We start from the raw sequence: 16,994 nt of genomic DNA on the forward strand, positions 1-16,994 counted from the left end.
AGGGTGGGGGGGTTCAGACCGCCCCGGGGAAGCGGTCGGCCCGGAACGGCGTGAGGTCGAACCCCGTCGGCTTCCCGGTCAGCTGGCGGCTGATCAGCAGGCCGGTGGCCGGGGCCAGGCCGATGCCGGCACCCTCGTGGCCGCAGGCGTGATGGAGTCCGGGCACCCGGGGATCGGCGCCGACGGCCGGCAGGTGATCGGGCAGGTAGGGGCGGAAGCCCCGGTAGGCGCGCAGCACCGACACGTCGGCGAGGACGGGGAACAGCTGCGCCGCCTGCGCGGCCAGCCGCCGCAGCACCTCGACCGAGAGCGTCCGGTCGAACCCCACCCGCTCGCGGCTGGCGCCGATCAGCACCGGTCCGGCGGGGGTGCCCTCGACCACGGCCGAGGTCTGCAGGGCGGCCGAGCCGCTGGCGACGTCCGCGACGTAGTCGGCGGCGTAGACCTTGTGCCGGACGATCCTCGGCAACGGCTCGGTGACCAGGACGAAGCCCCGCCGGGGCAGCACCGGCAGCGCCACACCCGCCAGCGCCGCCAGCTCGCCGCCCCAGGTGCCGGCCGCGTTGACGACGGCGGGCGCGACCAGCTCGCCCCGGTCGGTGCCGACGCCGCGCACCTCGCCGCCGGGCCCGGTGCGCACCGCCCGTACGGTCTCGCCGAGCCGCAGTTCGGCGCCGGCCTCGCGGGCCGCGCGCAGCAGGTGGGCGGCGGCCAGGGCGGGCTGGACCTGGGCGTCCTGCGGGTAGTGGAAGCCGCCGGCCAGACCGGGGGCGAGGTGCGGTTCGAGCTCCCGCAGGGCGTCGGCGGGGACTTCGACGGCCGTCACGCCGGCCGCCGTCTGCCCGGCGGCGAAGGTCCGCAGGGCGTCCAGCCGGCGCTGGTCGGCGGCGACCACCAGGCCGCCCTTGGGCTCGTACTCGACGGCCGGGCCGAGGGTGGCGGCGAGTTCGTGCCAGAGCCGGGTGCTGAGCAACGCGAGGTCGAGTTCGGGGCCGGGCTCCTTGTCGGAGACCAGCAGGTTGCCCTCGCCGGCGCCGGTGGTGCCGCCGGCGACCGGGCCGCGGTCGACGACGGCGACCCGCAGGCCGGCCAGGGTCGCGTAGTACGCGCAGGCGGCGCCGACGACTCCGGCGCCGACCACGACGACGTCCAGGGGGGCTCTCTTCACATCAGTAATATGTCACATTGCTTGCGCGCTGCCAAGGGTGTCCCGCCGTGGCCGCCCGGGCCCGCCACCAGGGCGCCGAAGCCGCCGGACACGCGAAAGCCCCGGCCCGCCGGTGACGGCGGACCGGGGCTCAGGCTGACCGACCCGGGCGGATCAGGTGATGTCGTCCAGCTGCTCCCGGCGGGCGGCGGGCACCGGCGCGCCGGCCAGCGGCGCGGCCGAGGCCTCCACCGGGCCCGGGAGGGCGACGGCGTCGACCGAGAGGTCCAGCGCCGAGGCCTCCTCGTCGTCCAGCCCGGCGTCCGGGTTGCGACGGGCCTTGCGACGGTCGTTGAGCATCGCGACACCCACGGCGACGAAGTACAGCGCCCAGATCGGCGCGGCCAGCGCCAGCATGCTCAGCGGGTCCGCGCTCGGCGTCGCGAAGGCCGCGAACACCGTGATGCCCATGATCATGCCGCGCCACCAGCCGAGCAGCCGCCGGCCACTGACCATGCCGATGAGGTTGAGCATCACCAGCAGCAGCGGGAACTCGAAGGCGAAGCCGAAGACCAGCACCATCCGGGTGGCGATGTTGAAGTAGTCGTTCGGCGGCAGGATCGGGGTCGTCCCGTTCGGGGTGAACGAGATCAGCACCTCGACCGTGGTCGGCAGCAGCAGGAAGGCGCAGACGGCGCCGGCGAGGAACAGCGGGGCGCCGCAGGCCATGAAGATCATCGTGTACTTGCGCTCGTGCTTGTGCAGCCCGGGCACCACGAAGGCCCACACCTGGTAGAGCCAGATCGGCACGGCCCCGACCACACCGGCCGTCAGGGCGACCTGCAGCATCCAGGTGAAGCCCGACGTGAGGCCGATGTTGGAGACCTGCGCGCACTTGCCCTTGTACTGCGCCGCCGTGTCCACGGTGCACTGCGGCAGCGGCTTGAGCAGGAAGGTCTCGATCTGCTTGTGGTAGATCAGCGCGACGATCGTGAGGACCACGATCGCCAGGACCGACTTCACCACCCGGTTCCGCAGCTCGCGGAGGTGGTCGGCGAGGGCCATCCGCCCCTCGGAGTCCTTGGGCGCCTTCAGCGCCTTGGAAGACTTGCTCAACCCCGGTCCTCAACTTGTGCGTCGAAGCCCGCCGGGCGGCGGGCTCCACTGGTCGCGCGCCGGCTCATCGCGGCTGCGTGGTCTCCTGCGACGGCTGCTCCTCCGTCACCGGCCGCGACGGTCCGGGGGCGCCCGGGGCGGCCTTGATGGTCCTGGGCGCGGGGGCGTCCTGCGGCGCGGGGGCGCCGGCGTCACCGCCCTCGGCGCGCATGGCCTTGGTCTCGCTCTTCAGGATCCGCATCGACTGACCCAGTGAACGTGCCAGGTCGGGCAGCCGCTTGGCGCCGAAGAGCAGAATTGCGAGCACCACGACCACCAGGATCGCGATCGGCGAGATCCGCATGCTCGACCACCTTCTTCTCCGCGGCGGCGGGATCACCGCCGCGCACTGTCGGGGAGGGGTCCCGCCGAAAGGTCGGGAGCCACGGTCAGAGGGTAACCCGCCGCCCGCTCCCCGAGCAGTCCCCCCGGGCCACGAGCAGGTGAAGACTCAGCCGACCCGGCCCGCCGCGCCCAGGTCGCCGGCCGCCTCGGCCAGCGCCCGCGACGCGGTGTCCACCTCGCGGGCCAGCACCCTCACATCGAGCCAGAGCCGGCCGGCGAGGACGCCGAGCACCAGCAGCCCGGCGGTGGCGAGCAGGACGACGGCGACGAGGGTCCACGACATGACGCCAAGCCTAGGCCCTGCCCGACGCACCCCCGCGTCACCCCTCCGCCGGGACCAGCCGCATGGTGCGCACGCCGGCCCGGGTCAGCGCCTCGACGATCTTCTCGCCCGCGGGCTTGCGGACCCCCGCCCCGCAGGACGGGCAGCTGAAGCTGTAGCTCGACTGCGCCGGGGTCCGGCCGAGGGTCAGCCGGAACTCCTCCGCGGGCAGCTCCACCTTCTCCCGGCAGTCCGAGCAGTAGACCTTGAACCTGGTACCCGGCTCCACCGTCAGGCCCGCCCTTCCGGGTAACCCGCCAGCGCCTCCAGGGCGGCCGCCGCGGCCTGCTCCGCGAGCTCGGGCGGCGAGACGATCCGGCCGTCCCGGCCGAGGCGCATCGCCAGCGGGCGCAGCCCGGACGGATCGGCGCTGCGCAGGGTGATCCGCAGTCCGCCGTCGGGCAGCTCCTGCGCCGAGTCGTGGGTGTAGTACTCGGCCACCCAGCGCCCGCCGGGGCCGACCTCGACCACCACTTCGGGGTCGTCGGCGGACGGGTTGACCAGCCCGCCGGAGAGGTCGCGGGGCTCCAGCCGGGGCGGGTCGGACGGGGTGTCCAGCACCTTGATCTCGGCCACCCGGTCGAGCCGGAACATCCGCCGGTCCTCGGAGACCCGGCACCAGGCCTCCAGGTAGGTGTGGCCCTCGGTGACCAGGCGGATCGGGTCGACCTCGCGCTCGGTCATCCCGCCGCGGCCGTGCGAGTAGTAGCGCAGCCACAGCCGGCGGCCCTCGCTGAGCGCCCGGTCGATGTCGGCGAAGACGTGGCTCTCCGCCTCGAAGGTGACGCCGACCCGGGCGCTGCCCTCGGCGCTGTCACCCGCCGCGTTCTCGATCTTGGCGACGGCCCGGGTGAGCGCCTCCCGGTCGCGCTCGCGCAGGCCCGGCAGCCCCGCCACGGCGCGGGCGGCGACCAGCAGCGCGGTGGCCTCGTCGGCGGCCAGCCGCAGCGGCTGGGCCACGTCGTCGACGTTGTGCCACCAGATCCGGTCGCCGTCGGTGTCGATGTCGAGCAGGTCGCCGCCGCGGAAGCTGGTGCCGCACATCGGCAGCACGTTGAGGTCGCCGATCAGCTCGCGCTCGGTGATCCCGAAGGCACGGGCGACCTCGGCCACCTCGGCGCCGGGGCGCTCCCGCAGGTAGGTGACCAGGGAGAGCATCCGGCGGGTCTGGTCGATGGCGTTGCTCATGCCTGTGCTCCCTCGGTCGCGGCGCCGGTCAGGGTCACGGCCGCGGTCGCTTCCAGTCCGGCCACCGCGCGCAGCCGGTCGATCACGTCGGCCCGCAGGTCGTCCGGGCCCAGCACCACCAGGTCCGGGCCGAACTCGGCGAGGTGGGCGCCCAGCCCGTAGCCGTACGGGATCTCCAGCTCGTCCCAGTGCTCGTCCACCCGGCGGGTGTCCAACGCCTTGGTGCGCAGCGGGAAACCCGCCCCGCGGCGCAGCCGGACGGTCGCGGTGGCGGTGGCGCCCTCGCCGGCGAAGGTGGCGACGTACGCGCGGACGTCCACGTGCTCGGGGACGTCCCCGGTGAAGGCGCCCGAGCGGGAGCGGACCTTGCCGGTGATCCGGCTGAGCCGGAACACCCGGGCGTCCTGACGGTCGCGGTCCCAGCCGGCCAGGTACCAGTGCCCGCGCCAGCACTCCAGGGCCCACGGCTCGACGGCGCGCTGCTCGGCGGCGGCGCCACCGGCCTTGCGGTACTCGAAGGTGACCGGGCGGCGGTCCCGGGCGGCGGTCAGCAGCGGTTCGAAGGCGGCCTCGCGGGCGGGGATCCGCGGCTCCAGGGCACTGTGCGTCTCGGCCTCGGCGAACGGGACGCCGGCCGCCCGCAGCTTCTGCAGGGCGCCGCTGGCCGCGCCGGACATCTTGGCCTGCTGCCACACCCTGGCGACCAGGGTCAGCGCCGCGGCCTCCTCGGCGTCGAGCGCGATCTCGGGCAGCCGGTTGCGGTCGGCGCGGGCGAGGTAGCCGAGCTCGCCGTCCAGCGAGTTCTCGTCGACGTCGATGACCAGGCCGAGTTCGCGCAGGTCGTCCTTGTCCCGCTCGAACATCCGGTTGAAGGCGTCCTCGCTGCCGTTCTGCCACGCCTCGCGGTAGGCCTCGACGGACTCCCGCAGCTCCTTCTTGGAGAGCGGTCGTCTGGTGTTCATCAGGCACAGGGCGAGATTCATCAGCCGCTCTGCCTTGGCGATCGCCATCGCTGACCCTTCCGGTGTGCCGCGCCGTGCGCGGGGTTGCGCCCACCGGGAATCCGTGTACCCGGCGCCCCGACCGTACCGGTACCGCCACCGTCGGCGAAAGCCGAGGCCTGCTCACGGGCCACCCCGCCACCCTGACCGGCCCCCTAGAGCCTGCCCGGACCCCGAACCCCCCGGATGCCCCAAGCCCCGAACCCGCCTTGACCGAACCCGAACGGCCTTCCCCGACCCCAAGCCCCGAACGGTACGCCTTGACCCGGCCCCCTACGGCCGCGTCCCGAGCCGAAGGGGCGCGCCGGTGCCGACATGGGGCACCTCCCGGCCGGAGGCTGGGGGGAGAGGAGCGCGGGAGGGAGCGAAGCGACTGACGAAGCGACTGACGAAGCGACGACCGTCGGCACCGGATCGGAGGGCCCCGGTTGCGCCCCTCCTGCCCGATGGTGGGCAAGGAGGGAGAGCGGGCGCCCAAAAAGCAGCCGGGCCGTACCCCCTTGGCGGGGGTACGGCCCGTGGTGCCACGCGATCGGCGTGCCGATCGGACGAGCGGGTCTCAGACGCCGAGCAGGTCGACGACGAAGATCAGCGTCTCGCCGGCCTTGATCAGCGGGCTCGGCGACTGGTTGCCGTAGGCGAGGTGCGCGGGGATGGTCAGCTCGCGCCGGCCACCGACCTTCATGCCGACGACGCCCTGGTCCCAGCCCTTGATGACGCGGCCGCCACCGAGCGGGAACTTGAACGACGAGCCACGGTTCCAGCTCGCGTCGAACTCCTCGCCGGTGCTGAACGAGACACCGACGTAGTGCACCTCGACGACCTGGCCCGGCTTGGCCTCGGCACCGTCGCCGACCGTGATGTCACGGATCTGCAGCTCGGTGGGCGGGTCGCCAACGGGGAAGTCGATCTCGGGCTTGCTCACAACTGCCTCTTCTCACGGTTCGTTACGTACACGACGGAGCGGCAGGTACCCGCACCGCTGTTCCTTCCGGAACCACGGTACGGGCGCCCGCCGCCCGCCCGAGCGCAGGCCACGCGGCCTCGCTCGAAGGTCATTCACGTTCCATTGTCACCCGAAGGAGGGTCAGCCCACACCCGCGTCGAGCACGTCGACCACGAAGACCAGGGTGGAGTTGGCCGGAATGTCACCCTGCGCCTGGTCCTTGTAACCGAGCGAGGCGGGAATCACCAGCTCGACCCGGCTGCCGACGGCCACGCCCTGCAGGCCCTTGTCCCAGCCCTCGATGACCTGGCCGCCGCCGACGGAGAAGGAGAACGCCTGGCCCTTGTCGAGCGAGGAGTCGAACTTCTTGCCGTCCTTCCAGAGCGCGCCGGTGTACTGGACGAGGACCTTCTCGCCCGACTCGACCTTGGGGCCGGTGCCCTGGATCAGGACGTGGCTCTTGAGCTCGGTCGGCTCCGCCGCGCCCTTGACCGGGGTGATCTCGGCGGCCTTCTTGCCGTTGTCCTTCACCTGCGGGAAGTCCGCGGGCGGCGGGGTGACCGTGCCGCTGACGACGGCGTCGGGGGCGTTCACCCGCTGGATGTCGATCACGAAGACCAGGTTGTCCTTCGCGCCGATCGACATGCTGGTGTTGCCCTGCGCACCGAAGGCGGCGGCCGGCGGGGCCACCACCAGGACGCGGCTGCCGGCCTTCTTGCCGACGACGGCCTGGTCGAGCGCCGGGATCAGCGCGTCGGTGCCGGCCTGGAAGATCTGCGGCTTGCCCTTCTCGTCGTACGAGCTGGGGATGTCCTTGCCGGTGGTCCAGTCCTTGGCGGTGTAGTCGACCGAGGTCCAGGAGCTCTTCTCGACGACCGGGCCGCTGCCCTCGGAGAGGACCTTCACGACGAAGCTGCCGTCGGCGGCCTCGGCGGGCGTGGTGATGACCGCCTTCTTGCCGAAGTCGCCGGTGACCGTCGGGAGCACCTTGGCGGTGTCCTTGATCGGCGGCACCGGGTCGGCGGTGGGGGTCGGGGCGGCGCTCGGCGCGGCGTCCACCGGGGTGGAGGCGGCCGAGGTCTTGCCGTCGCGGTTCACCAGGTAGAGCGTCACCGCGCTGCCGGCCAGCAGCACGGCCAGCACGGTGCCCAGGATCAGGCCGAGCTTGCCCACGCTGGGCGGGTTCTCGTAGTACCCGGCCTCGGAGGTGTCCTGGCGGCGCACGTTCGAGGCGAAGATCTGCGGGGCCTCGTCCGTCTTGGTGCCGCTCTTCGGCCGCGGCGCGTCGCCGGGGCTGCCCCAGCCGGCCTGCTGCTTCAGGATCGACGGCGGAACCACGATCGACTCGCCGTCGCCGGGCAGCGGCCCGCCCGGACGCGAGTCCGTCGGGTCGCCGGCGGAGCCGCCGTTCGCGGTGCCGGGCCCACCCGGGCTCGACGCTTTCTCAGACATGACTCCCCATCCATCTCACCAGGTCTTCGAGGCCTACCGGCCGGCTTGCTGATCGCCGAGATCCTGCCGTACTGCCGCCGCACCCGGAAGCCCTGGCCACCACAGTGCGGGAGGGCAGCAGTATGACAGGTCAGTATGAGGACGGGCGCGTCTGGTGTACGAGCGTCCGCCAAGCGTACGAGCCGAGCGGCCCGTCCGTCAGACCGCCTCCAGGATGTCGATCACGAACACCAGGGTGGAGTTCGCCGGCACCGCGCCCTGCGCCTGGTCCTTGTAGCCCAGGGCGGGCGGCACCACGAGCATCACCCGGCTGCCGACCGTCTGGCCGACCAGGCCCTTGTCCCAGCCCTCGATCAGGCTCTTGGTCCCGACCTGCAGGGCCTGCGCGCCGCCGTGGCTCCAGGAGGAGTCGAACTGCTGGCCGTTGCTCCACAGCACGCCGGTGTACTGGACCACCAGGGTCTGGCCGGACTGCACCTGCTTGCCCTCGCCCTTGATCAGCACGAACTGCTGGAGGTCGGTGGGGGGTGCCTGACCGGGCGGGATGGTGATCGTCGGGGCGGCCTTGCCGTTGTCCTTGACCTGCGGGGAGGTCGGCGGCGCCTGGGTCATCGTGCCGGAGAGGGTGGAGTCCTGCGGCAGGGCCTCGGCGATGTCCAGCACGAACACCACCGTGTCGCCCGGCGCCACGCCCAGCGTGGTGTTGCCCTGGCTGCCGAACGCGGCGGCCGGCGGGGCCACCACCAGGATCCGGCTGCCGACCTTCTTCCCGACCACGGCCTGGTCGAAGGCGGGCACCAGCTGGCCGCTGCCGGCCTGGAACAGCTGCGGCTTGCCGCCGGTGTCGTAGGAGCTCGGCAGGTCCTTGCCGGTCGTCCAGTCCTTGGCGGAGTAGTTCACCGTCACCCAGTCGCCCTTGCTGACCGTCTGGCGGTCACCCTCGCTGAGCGTCTTGATCACGAACTGGCCGCTGGGCTGCCCGGCCGGGATCGTGATGACGGCCTTGCTGCCGAAGGCCCCCTCGACGGTCGGCATCGGCGCGGCCTCGTCCACCGGGGCCGGCACCGTCGGCGCGGCGCTCGACGCCGAGGGCGACACCTCGGCCGGCGCCTTCGCGTTGCTGCTGCAGGCCAGCAGCAACGTCAGGGGCAGGACTACGAGCAAACCGGCGGTGCGACGCACGGTGTTCCTAACTGTCGGTCAAGTGCAGCTGTTCGGACATCCTCCGACAGCGTATGCCGAGACCGCACCCCGCCCCGGTAGGCGACACGGGGCACCCTCCCACGTCACACCGCGCACTCCGGGGCTCGCCGGCCGCTCAGGGCCGGCCGGCCCCGGCCCCACACACCGGCCCCGCGCGCCGGCCCCGCGCACCGGCCCCGCGCACCGGACGGCCCGCACCCCCGGGTGTCGGGGTGCGGGCCGTCCGGGCCGTCCGGGTCACATGCCGGCGATCAGCTTCTCCACCCGCTCGTCCACGGAACGGAACGGGTCCTTGCACAGGACGGTGCGCTGCGCCTGGTCGTTCAGCTTCAGGTGCACCCAGTCGACGGTGAAGTCGCGGCGCTGCTCCTGCGCCCGGCGGATGAAGTCGCCGCGCAGCCGGGCCCGGGTGGTCTGCGGCGGGACGGACTTGGCCTCGAAGGTCTTGAGGTCGGTGGTCACCCGCTCGGCCTGGCCCTTGCCCTGCAGCAGGTAGAACAGGCCGCGGCGGCGGTGGATGTCGTGGTAGGCGAGGTCGATCTGCGCCACCCGCGGGTTGGACATGCTCATCTGGTGCTTCTCGCGGTACCGCTCGATCAGCCGGTACTTCATGATCCAGTCGATCTCGTTGCCGACCCTCGCGAGGTCCTCGGTGCGGATGGCCTCCAGGGTGCGGCCCCAGAGCTCCAGCACCCGGGCGATCGTCCCGGTGTTGATGCCCTTGCGGTCCGCGAACTCCAGCGCCTTGGAGTAGTACTCCTCCTGGATGTCCAGCGCGCTGGCCTCCCGGCCGTTGGCGAGCCGGACCTGGTGCGTGCCGGTCAGGTCGTGGCTGACCTCGCGGATCGCCCGGATCGGGTTCTCCAGCGTCAGGTCGCGCAGCACCACGCCGGCCTCGATCAGGCGCAGCACGAGGTCGGTCGCGCCCACCTTGAGCAGGGTGGTGGTCTCCGACATGTTCGAGTCGCCGACGATGACGTGCAGCCGGCGGTAGCGCTCGGCGTCGGCGTGCGGTTCGTCGCGGGTGTTGATGATCGGGCGGGAGCGGGTGGTCGCCGAGCTGACGCCCTCCCAGATGTGCTCGGCCCGCTGGCTGACGCAGTAGACCGCGCCGCGCGGGGTCTGCAGCACCTTGCCGGCGCCGCAGATCAGCTGGCGGGTCACCAGGAACGGGATCAGCACGTCGGAGAGCCGCGAGAACTCGCCGTGCCGGGCCACCAGGTAGTTCTCGTGGCAGCCGTAGGAATTCCCGGCGGAGTCGGTGTTGTTCTTGAAGAGGTACACGTCGCCGGCGATGCCCTCCTCGTGCAGCCGCCGTTCGGCGTCCACCAGGAGGCCCTCGAGGATGCGCTCGCCCGCCTTGTCGTGCGTCACCAGTTCGGTGACCTCGTCGCACTCGGGGGTGGCGTACTCGGGGTGCGATCCGACGTCGAGGTAGAGCCGTGCACCGTTGCGCAGGAAGACATTGCTGCTGCGGCCCCAGGAAACTACGCGGCGGAAGAGGTACCTGGCCACCTCGTCCGGAGACAGACGTCGTTGTCCCCGGAACGTACACGTGACGCCGTACTCGTTCTCCAGCCCGAAAATTCGGCGGTCCATGAGGCATCCATTCTCTGATTGGAGCTGTCCGAAACCGCCTCCACGGTGGCAATCCGTTCACGACCGGCCTGGTCGGACCATGGATGTGACGTCGATTCACCGTAGGGGCACGGAATCCCGTACGGCCGTGCGGCCGACCGTACGGGATTCACTCACGAGGCCTACTCCGACGTCGCCGCCGGCTTGTCCTCGTCGTCCGCCTCCGCGGACTGGTCCCCGTCGAGCAGCCGGCCGAGCTGGCTGCCGAGGATCCGCTTGAACTTGCGCTGCTGGAAGCGCTGGCGGTCGAGGACCGCGACCTCCAGCTGTTCCGGCGTCAGGGTGCGCGGGGAGCCGCCGTTCGGGTCCCTGGCGAGCGAGTCCACGGCCAGCTTGAGGGCCTCGGTGAGGCTCAGGCCGACCTGGTGGCGCTGCCCCAGGTAGTTGCCGATGGAGTCGGCGTTGCCGCCGACCACGACGCTGTTCTGCTCGTCCACCACCGAACCGTCGGGGGTGAGTCGGTAGATCTGGTCGTCGTCGGGGGTCTTGCCGACCTCGGCGACGATCAGTTCGACCTCGTAGGGCTTCTCCCCGACGGAGGAGAAGATGGTGCCCAGCGTCTGGGCGTAGACGTTGGCCAGGCCCCTGGCCGTCACGTCGGCCCGGTCGTAGGAGTAGCCGCGCAGGTCGGCGTAGCGGACGCCGCCGATGCGCAGGTTCTCGAACTCGTTGTAGCGGCCGACGGCCGCGAAGGCGATCTTGTCGTAGATCTCGGACACCTTGTGCAGGGCCCGCGAGGTGTTCTCGGCGACGAAGACGATGCCGTCGGCGTAGGTGAGCACGACCACGCTACGGCCGCGCGCGATGCCCTTGCGGGCGTACTCCGCGCGGTCCGCCATGGCCTGCTGAGGCGAGACGTAGAACGGTGTCGACACCGGCGGTCGTCCCCTTCTGTCAGGACCTCCCTCCGGCCCGGGGGCGGGGAGGGAGGGTCGGGAGGTGGATCGGGCGGAGGGGCTAGATCAGCGGTGCCTGCGGACCGTTGGGGTGCTCCAGCCGCTGGTCGGTGATCGAGTGCGCGATGCCGGAGACCTCGGACTCGGACAGCCTGCGGAAGCCGTCCTCGGTGATCAGCGAGACGATCGGGAAGATCTTGCGGGCCAGGTCGGGCCCACCGGTCGCGGAGTCGTCGTCGGCGGCGTCGTAGAGCGCCTGGACGACCAGCATGGAGGCCTGCTGCGAGGAGAGGCCCTCGCGGTAGAGCTTCTTCATCGAGCCCCGGGCGAACACCGAGCCCGAGCCGGTGGCGGCGAAGCCGCGCTCCTCGGAGCGGCCGCCGGTGACGTCGTAGGTGAAGATCCGGCCGCGGTCGAGGTCCTGGTCGTAGCCGGCGAAGAGCGGGACGACCGCCAGGCCCTGCATGGCCATCCCGAGGTTGCCGCGGATCATCGTGGTGAGCCGGTTGGCCTTGCCCTCCAGGGAGAGCACGGTGCCCTCGATCTTCTCGTAGTGCTCCAGCTCCAGCTGGAAGAGCCGCACCATCTCGACGGCGAGGCCGGCGGTGCCGGCGATGCCGACCGCGCTGTACTCGTCGGCCGGGAAGACCTTCTCGATGTCGCGCTGGGCGATCACGTTGCCCATGGTGGCGCGGCGGTCACCGGCGATCACCACACCGCCGTCGAAGACCGCCGAGACGATCGTCGTCCCGTGCGGCGCCTCGATGGTCAGCCCCTCCGGGAGGCTGCGGCGACCGGGGATCAGCTCCGGCGAGTACTCCGCCAGGAAGTCCATGAACGAGGAGGACCCGGGGGTCAGGAAGGCAGCCGGTAGACGCCCGGTGCCACGAGTGTTGGCTTCCACACGATTCCTTCCAGGTAGCTTGAAGCGCGCGCTGCCCGCACCCTACCCGCCTGGCGATCACTATCCACCTGTGGCGGGGGCGGACCCGGACGGACGGGAGGCCGACGCCGCCCGCCCGCCCTCGGCGGTCGCAACCGTGAATTCCGCGAATGGCCCGGGCCGCTCTTCCAGCAGGCTCCGGACCGGCCTCCCGACTGCGCCCGGGCCGCTACTGGCCGCCCTTCTGGACGAATTGCCGCACGAAATCCTCGGCATTCGACTCAAGGACCTCGTCGATTTCGTCCAGGACCGCGTCGACGTCGTCGCTCAGCTTTTCCTGGCGCTCCTGGAGCTCCTCGGAATTCTGCGCCTCGACAGCCTGCTCCTCGACCTCCTCGGAGGCACGGTTCGCCCGCTGCTGGCCGCCACCGGTGTCCTTGTCCGCCATTTCCCTCACCCCGCTCACTCGTCTGGCACGGCTTGGTGTTCCTGGGTCTTCACCACTGCGTCGACCCTATACACCGGGTGCGGGAATCGCTCCCGGTTTGCATGTGGCGCTTCCTGTCCAACGTCCGGCGCTCCCCCGGATGATTCCCATTCAGGAGGCGTTCACCCGTGGTGATCGAAAAGTTACCGGGCGAACGGGCCGGACTCGGCCGGCGGGCCGTTCAGGTGCCGGCCTGGCCGCGGTCGCCGGAGAGCACCCGGACCAGGTCCTCGGCCGTGCGACAGCGGTCCAGCAGCTCCTTGACGTGGTTGCGCGTCCCGCGCAGGGGCTCCAGGGTCGGCACCCGCTGGAGCGAGTCCCGGCCGGGGAGGTCGAAGATCACCGAGTCCCAGGAGGCCGCCGCGACGTGCTCGGCGTACTGCTCCAGGCAGCGGCCGCGGAAGTACGCCCTGGTGTCCTCCGGGGGCTTGGCGGCCGCCCGCTGGACCTCTTCCTCGGTGACCAGCCGTTCGAACCGCCCACGGGCCACCAGACGGTTGTAGAGGCCCTTCTCGGCCCGGACGTCGCTGTACTGCAGGTCGACCAGCTGCAGCCGGGAGCTGTCCCAGCCGACCCCGTCACGGGCGCGGTAGCCCTCCAGGATCTCCTTCTTGGCCACCCAGTCCAGCTGCCTGGACAGGCTCATCGGATCGCGCTCCAGCCGCCCGAGGACGTCCTCCCAGCGGGCCAGCACGTCCACGGTCTGCTCGTCCGCGTCGTTGCCGAAGCGGTCCTCGACGTACTTCCTGGCCAGCTCGCAGTACTCCATCTGGAGCTGGACGGCGGTCAGCCGGCGCCCGCTGCGCAGCGTGATCAGGTGCTTCAGGGTGGAGTCGTGGGAGACCCGGTGCAGGGTCCGCACGGGCTGGTCGACGGCCAGGTCGGAGGCGATGAAGGCGTCCTCGATCATCGACAGGACCAGCGCGGTGGTGCCCAGCTTGAGGTAGGTGGAGATCTCGGAGAGGTTGGCGTCCCCGATGATCACGTGCAGCCGGCGGTACTTCTCGGCGTCGGCGTGCGGTTCGTCGCGGGTGTTGATGATCGGGCGCTTGAGGGTCGTCTCCAGGCCGACCTCGACCTCGAAGTAGTCGGCGCGCTGGCTGAGCTGGAAGCCGTGCACCGAGCCGTCCTGACCCAGGCCCACCCGGCCGGCGCCGGTGACCACCTGGCGGGAGACGAAGAACGGGGTGAGGTGGCGGACGATGTCGGCGAACGGCGTCGACCGCTTCATCAGGTAGTTCTCGTGGGTGCCGTAGGAGGCGCCCTTGTTGTCGGTGTTGTTCTTGTACAGGTGGATGGTCTGCCCGTTGGGCAGTTCCAGGGCGCGCGCCGCGGCGGCCGCCATGATCCGCTCGCCGGCCTTGTCCCAGAGCACGGCGTCGCGCGGGTTGGTGACCTCGGGCGAGCTGTACTCGGGGTGGGCGTGGTCCACGTAGAACCGGGCCCCGTTGGTGAGGATGATGTTGGCCAGACCGATGTCCTCGTCGGTCAGCTGGCTGGCGTCGGCGACGTCCCGCGCGAGGTCGAAGCCCCGGGCGTCACGCAGCGGATTCTCCTCCTCGAAGTCCCAGCGGGCCCGCCGAGCCCGGTGCATCGCCGCCGCGTACGCGTTGACGATCTGGGACGAGGTGAGCATGGCGTTGGCGTTCGGGTGCCCGGGTACGGAGATTCCGTACTCGGTCTCGATCCCCATCACGCGCCGTACGGTCATGCGGCCCTCCTTGCCCTGTGCGCCGCCCCCCACGGGCGGAACGCACTGACGTACCGCTGAACAGCACCCTCCCGGGCCGGACGCCCGCGAACGGTGGGTAGAGCCTAGAACGCCGCACCGACAGGCCGGCCCTGAGACGCGCCGTCCGGCTGCGGGGCCGCGAGGCGCCACAGCCGGACGGGGTCGGCGGAACGGGGATGGACCTGGTTAGAGGTACTGCCCCGTGTTGGCCACGGTGTCGATGGAGCGGCCGGACTCGGCGCCCTGCTTGCCGGTGACGAGCGTGCGGATGAAGACGATCCGCTCGCCCTTCTTGCCGGAGATGCGGGCCCAGTCGTCCGGGTTGGTGGTGTTGGGCAGGTCCTCGTTCTCCTTGAACTCGTCCACACAGGCGGCGAGCAGGTGGGAGACGCGAAGGCCGCGCTGGCCGTGGTCGAGGAAGTCCTTGATGGCCATCTTCTTCGCCCGGTCCACGATGTTCTGGATCATGGCGCCGGAGTTGAAGTCCTTGAAGTACAGGACCTCCTTGTCACCGTTGGCGTAGGTGACCTCCAGGAAGCGGTTCTCCTCGGTCTCGGTGTACATCCGCTCGACCACCGCCTGGATCATCGCCGCCACGGTGGAGTCCACCGAGCCGTCGTGCTCCTTGAGGTCGTCCGGGTGGAAGGGCAGCGAGTCCTTGAGGTACTTCGAGAAGATGTCCTTGGCCGCCTCGGCGTCCGGACGCTCGATCTTGATCTTGACGTCCAGCCGGCCGGGCCGCAGGATCGCCGGGTCGATCATGTCCTCACGGTTCGAGGCACCGATCACGATGACGTTCTCCAGGCCCTCCACACCGTCGATCTCGGCCAGCAGCTGCGGGACGATGGTGTTCTCCACGTCCGAGCTGACACCCGAGCCGCGGGTACGGAAGAGCGACTCCATCTCGTCGAAGAAGACGATGACGGGCGTGCCCTCGCTGGCCTTCTCACGGGCCCGCTGGAAGACCAGGCGGATCTGCCGCTCGGTCTCGCCGACGTACTTGTTGAGGAGCTCGGGGCCCTTGATGTTGAGGAAGTAGCTCTTCCCCTGCGGGCGGCCGGTGACCTCGGCGACCTTCTTGGCGAGCGAGTTCGCCACCGCCTTGGCGATCAGCGTCTTGCCACAGCCGGGAGGGCCGTAGAGCAGGACGCCCTTCGGCGGCCGGAGCTCGTACTCCTTGAACAGGTCGGCGTGCAGGTAGGGCAGTTCGACCGCGTCGCGGATCTGCTCGATCTGGTTGGCCAGACCGCCGATCTGCCGGTAGTCGATGTCGGGGACCTCCTCGAGGACCAGGTCCTCGACCTCCGACTTGGGGACGACCTCGTAGACGTAGCCGGAGCGGGGCTCCAGCAGGAGGGCGTCGCCGGACCGCAGGGTGATGTCGCGCAGCGGTTCGGCGAGCCGGACCACCCGCTCCTCGTCGGTGTGCCCGGTGACCAGGGCGCGCTCGCCGTCCTCGAGGACTTCCTTGAGGGTGACGATGTCGCCGATGCTCTCGAAGGCCATCGCGTCCACGATGTTGAGGGCCTCGTTGAGCATCACCTCCTGGCCGCGGCGCAGCTCGTCGAGCTCGATGCTCGGGCTGACGTTGACGCGCAGCTTGCGACCGCCGGTGAAGATGTCTGCGGTGCCGTCCTCGTTCTGGGTGAGGAAGGTCCCGAATCCGGCGGGGGGCTGAGCCAGCCTGTCCACTTCCTCCTTGAGGGCCACGATCTGGTCGCGGGCCTCCCGAAGGGTGGAGGCGAGCCGTTCGTTCTGGGCGGTCGCACCGGCCAGGTTGGTCTGGAGCTCGACGATCCGCTCTTCGAGGATTCTCGAATTGCGCGGCGAGTCGGCGAGCTTGCGGCGCAGGACAGCGATTTCCTGCTCGAGGTACGAGACCTGAGCGGCCTCGTCGGAACCACGAGCGGGCCTGCCAGGGCTGCGGTTGTAGTCGTCATCGTGGGCTGCCACGGTCCTCACCTCCTCCGGGGAGCTGGACGCTTCCAGACCCTACCTGGGACCAGGGGTATGTAAACCCCTAGATCAAGAAAGATGGAACGGGCGTGTCCGATCTTCGCCCTCGCGTGCTTCCCCTCTGCTTTAAGAGATACCCACCGCGCACCGCCCAAAGCGGACCAGATGTATCGTCGAGCGAGTCGATATCCGATCGCGACCACGAGTGCCGGTCGGATCGTTGTACGAATGGCGGGATTGCCCCTGATTACGGGGCGACTCGGGACAGAACGGCAGGAGACATGTCGGTGACCGGTGAGGCGACGGCAGCGGGCGAGCCGCTGGAGGTGTGGATCGACCAGGATCTCTGCACCGGCGACGGCATCTGTGTGCAGTACGCGCCGGAGGTCTTCGAGCTCGACATCGACGGCCTCGCCTACGTGAAGGGCGCGGACGACGAGCTGCGCCAGCAGCCGGGCGACACGGCACCCGTGCCGCTGACCCTGCTTCAGGACGTGGTGGACTCGGCCAAGGAGTGCCCCGGCGACTGCATCCATGTACGCCGGGTGGCGGACCGGGTCGAGGTGTACGGGCCGGAGGCTGACTGATTTGTTGGGGCTCGGCTCGCCTCCGGGCCGGCTCGCTCGCGGCAGTGGGCTGCCGC

17 protein-coding genes are annotated in these 16,994 nt (G+C 70.9%); 1 reads left to right on the forward strand and 16 read right to left on the reverse strand.

Annotation, left to right across the window (positions count from 1 at the left end; translation table 11 throughout):
• Window positions 1–13: 13 nt before the first annotated feature.
• The 16 genes from OG689_RS08575 to arc all read right to left on the reverse strand — a co-directional run bounded on the left by OG689_RS08575 (window position 14) and on the right by arc (window position 16,348).
• Window positions 14–1,168, reverse strand: a complete 1,155-nt coding sequence (locus tag OG689_RS08575) for an FAD-binding oxidoreductase (protein WP_266319096.1) — start codon at window positions 1,166–1,168, stop codon at window positions 14–16.
• A 153-nt stretch (window positions 1,169–1,321) separates the two neighbouring features.
• Window positions 1,322–2,263: a twin-arginine translocase subunit TatC gene (gene tatC / locus OG689_RS08580; RefSeq protein WP_266319098.1), complete on the reverse strand. Its 942-nt coding sequence runs from the start codon at window positions 2,261–2,263 to the stop codon at window positions 1,322–1,324.
• Between the two features lie 64 nt (window positions 2,264–2,327).
• Window positions 2,328–2,606 carry a Sec-independent protein translocase subunit TatA gene (tatA, locus tag OG689_RS08585; RefSeq protein ID WP_266319099.1) on the reverse strand — a complete coding sequence of 93 codons (279 nt, stop codon included), beginning with the start codon at window positions 2,604–2,606 and terminating at the stop codon, window positions 2,328–2,330.
• A gap of 147 nt (window positions 2,607–2,753) precedes the next feature.
• Entirely contained in the window at window positions 2,754–2,930 is a 177-nt protein-coding gene (locus OG689_RS08590; RefSeq protein WP_266319100.1) for a hypothetical protein, read from the reverse strand.
• Between the two features lie 37 nt (window positions 2,931–2,967).
• On the reverse strand, window positions 2,968–3,198 hold the full coding sequence (locus OG689_RS08595) for a hypothetical protein (protein ID WP_266319102.1): 231 nt from the start codon (window positions 3,196–3,198) through the stop codon (window positions 2,968–2,970).
• A gap of 2 nt (window positions 3,199–3,200) precedes the next feature.
• The gene (locus tag OG689_RS08600; protein WP_266319103.1) at window positions 3,201–4,157 is read right to left on the reverse strand and encodes a WYL domain-containing protein; all 957 of its coding nucleotides are present in this window, start codon (window positions 4,155–4,157) and stop codon (window positions 3,201–3,203) included.
• Window positions 4,154–5,167 carry a WYL domain-containing protein gene (locus tag OG689_RS08605; protein ID WP_266319104.1) on the reverse strand — a complete coding sequence of 338 codons (1,014 nt, stop codon included), beginning with the start codon at window positions 5,165–5,167 and terminating at the stop codon, window positions 4,154–4,156. Before OG689_RS08605 ends, OG689_RS08600 begins: the two co-directional genes overlap by 4 nt.
• 550 nt (window positions 5,168–5,717) lie before the next feature.
• Complete coding sequence (locus tag OG689_RS08610) at window positions 5,718–6,083, reverse strand: FKBP-type peptidyl-prolyl cis-trans isomerase (protein ID WP_266319105.1); 366 nt, start codon at window positions 6,081–6,083, stop codon at window positions 5,718–5,720.
• Window positions 6,084–6,245: 162 nt separating this feature from the next.
• On the reverse strand, window positions 6,246–7,556 hold the full coding sequence (locus OG689_RS08615; RefSeq protein ID WP_266319106.1) for an FKBP-type peptidyl-prolyl cis-trans isomerase: 1,311 nt from the start codon (window positions 7,554–7,556) through the stop codon (window positions 6,246–6,248).
• A 198-nt stretch (window positions 7,557–7,754) separates the two neighbouring features.
• Window positions 7,755–8,720, reverse strand: a complete 966-nt coding sequence (locus OG689_RS08620; protein WP_266319107.1) for an FKBP-type peptidyl-prolyl cis-trans isomerase — start codon at window positions 8,718–8,720, stop codon at window positions 7,755–7,757.
• Between the two features lie 276 nt (window positions 8,721–8,996).
• On the reverse strand, window positions 8,997–10,358 hold the full coding sequence (gene pafA, locus OG689_RS08625) for a Pup--protein ligase (protein WP_266319108.1): 1,362 nt from the start codon (window positions 10,356–10,358) through the stop codon (window positions 8,997–8,999).
• A gap of 161 nt (window positions 10,359–10,519) precedes the next feature.
• Window positions 10,520–11,272: a proteasome subunit alpha gene (prcA, locus tag OG689_RS08630; protein ID WP_266319109.1), complete on the reverse strand. Its 753-nt coding sequence runs from the start codon at window positions 11,270–11,272 to the stop codon at window positions 10,520–10,522.
• Window positions 11,273–11,354: 82 nt separating this feature from the next.
• On the reverse strand, window positions 11,355–12,197 hold the full coding sequence (gene prcB, locus OG689_RS08635) for a proteasome subunit beta (protein WP_266319110.1): 843 nt from the start codon (window positions 12,195–12,197) through the stop codon (window positions 11,355–11,357).
• A 208-nt stretch (window positions 12,198–12,405) separates the two neighbouring features.
• Complete coding sequence (locus OG689_RS08640; RefSeq protein WP_266319112.1) at window positions 12,406–12,624, reverse strand: ubiquitin-like protein Pup; 219 nt, start codon at window positions 12,622–12,624, stop codon at window positions 12,406–12,408.
• A gap of 220 nt (window positions 12,625–12,844) precedes the next feature.
• Window positions 12,845–14,374 carry a depupylase/deamidase Dop gene (gene dop / locus OG689_RS08645; RefSeq protein ID WP_266319114.1) on the reverse strand — a complete coding sequence of 510 codons (1,530 nt, stop codon included), beginning with the start codon at window positions 14,372–14,374 and terminating at the stop codon, window positions 12,845–12,847.
• A gap of 207 nt (window positions 14,375–14,581) precedes the next feature.
• Entirely contained in the window at window positions 14,582–16,348 is a 1,767-nt protein-coding gene (arc, locus tag OG689_RS08650) for a proteasome ATPase (RefSeq protein ID WP_266319115.1), read from the reverse strand.
• A 284-nt stretch (window positions 16,349–16,632) separates the two neighbouring features.
• Here arc and OG689_RS08655 point away from each other — a divergent pair, with 284 nt between their 5' ends.
• Complete coding sequence (locus OG689_RS08655; protein WP_266319117.1) at window positions 16,633–16,938, forward strand: ferredoxin; 306 nt, start codon at window positions 16,633–16,635, stop codon at window positions 16,936–16,938.
• Window positions 16,939–16,994 lie beyond the last annotated feature (56 nt).

The organism is Kitasatospora sp. NBC_00240 (assembly GCF_026342405.1).
Lineage (GTDB): Bacteria > Actinomycetota > Actinomycetes > Streptomycetales > Streptomycetaceae > Kitasatospora.

Coding starts and splice junctions, on each gene's coding strand:
- tatA (WP_266319099.1), bottom strand. CDS start 2,606: ATGCGGATCTCGCCGATCGCGATCCTGGTGGTCGTGGTGCTCGCAATT.
- OG689_RS08590 (WP_266319100.1), bottom strand. CDS start 2,930: ATGTCGTGGACCCTCGTCGCCGTCGTCCTGCTCGCCACCGCCGGGCTG.
- OG689_RS08600 (WP_266319103.1), bottom strand. CDS start 4,157: ATGAGCAACGCCATCGACCAGACCCGCCGGATGCTCTCCCTGGTCACC.
- OG689_RS08605 (WP_266319104.1), bottom strand. CDS start 5,167: ATGGCGATCGCCAAGGCAGAGCGGCTGATGAATCTCGCCCTGTGCCTG.
- OG689_RS08615 (WP_266319106.1), bottom strand. CDS start 7,556: ATGTCTGAGAAAGCGTCGAGCCCGGGTGGGCCCGGCACCGCGAACGGC.
- pafA (WP_266319108.1), bottom strand. CDS start 10,358: ATGGACCGCCGAATTTTCGGGCTGGAGAACGAGTACGGCGTCACGTGT.
- OG689_RS08640 (WP_266319112.1), bottom strand. CDS start 12,624: ATGGCGGACAAGGACACCGGTGGCGGCCAGCAGCGGGCGAACCGTGCC.
- dop (WP_266319114.1), bottom strand. CDS start 14,374: ATGACCGTACGGCGCGTGATGGGGATCGAGACCGAGTACGGAATCTCC.
- OG689_RS08655 (WP_266319117.1), top strand. CDS start 16,633: ATGTCGGTGACCGGTGAGGCGACGGCAGCGGGCGAGCCGCTGGAGGTG.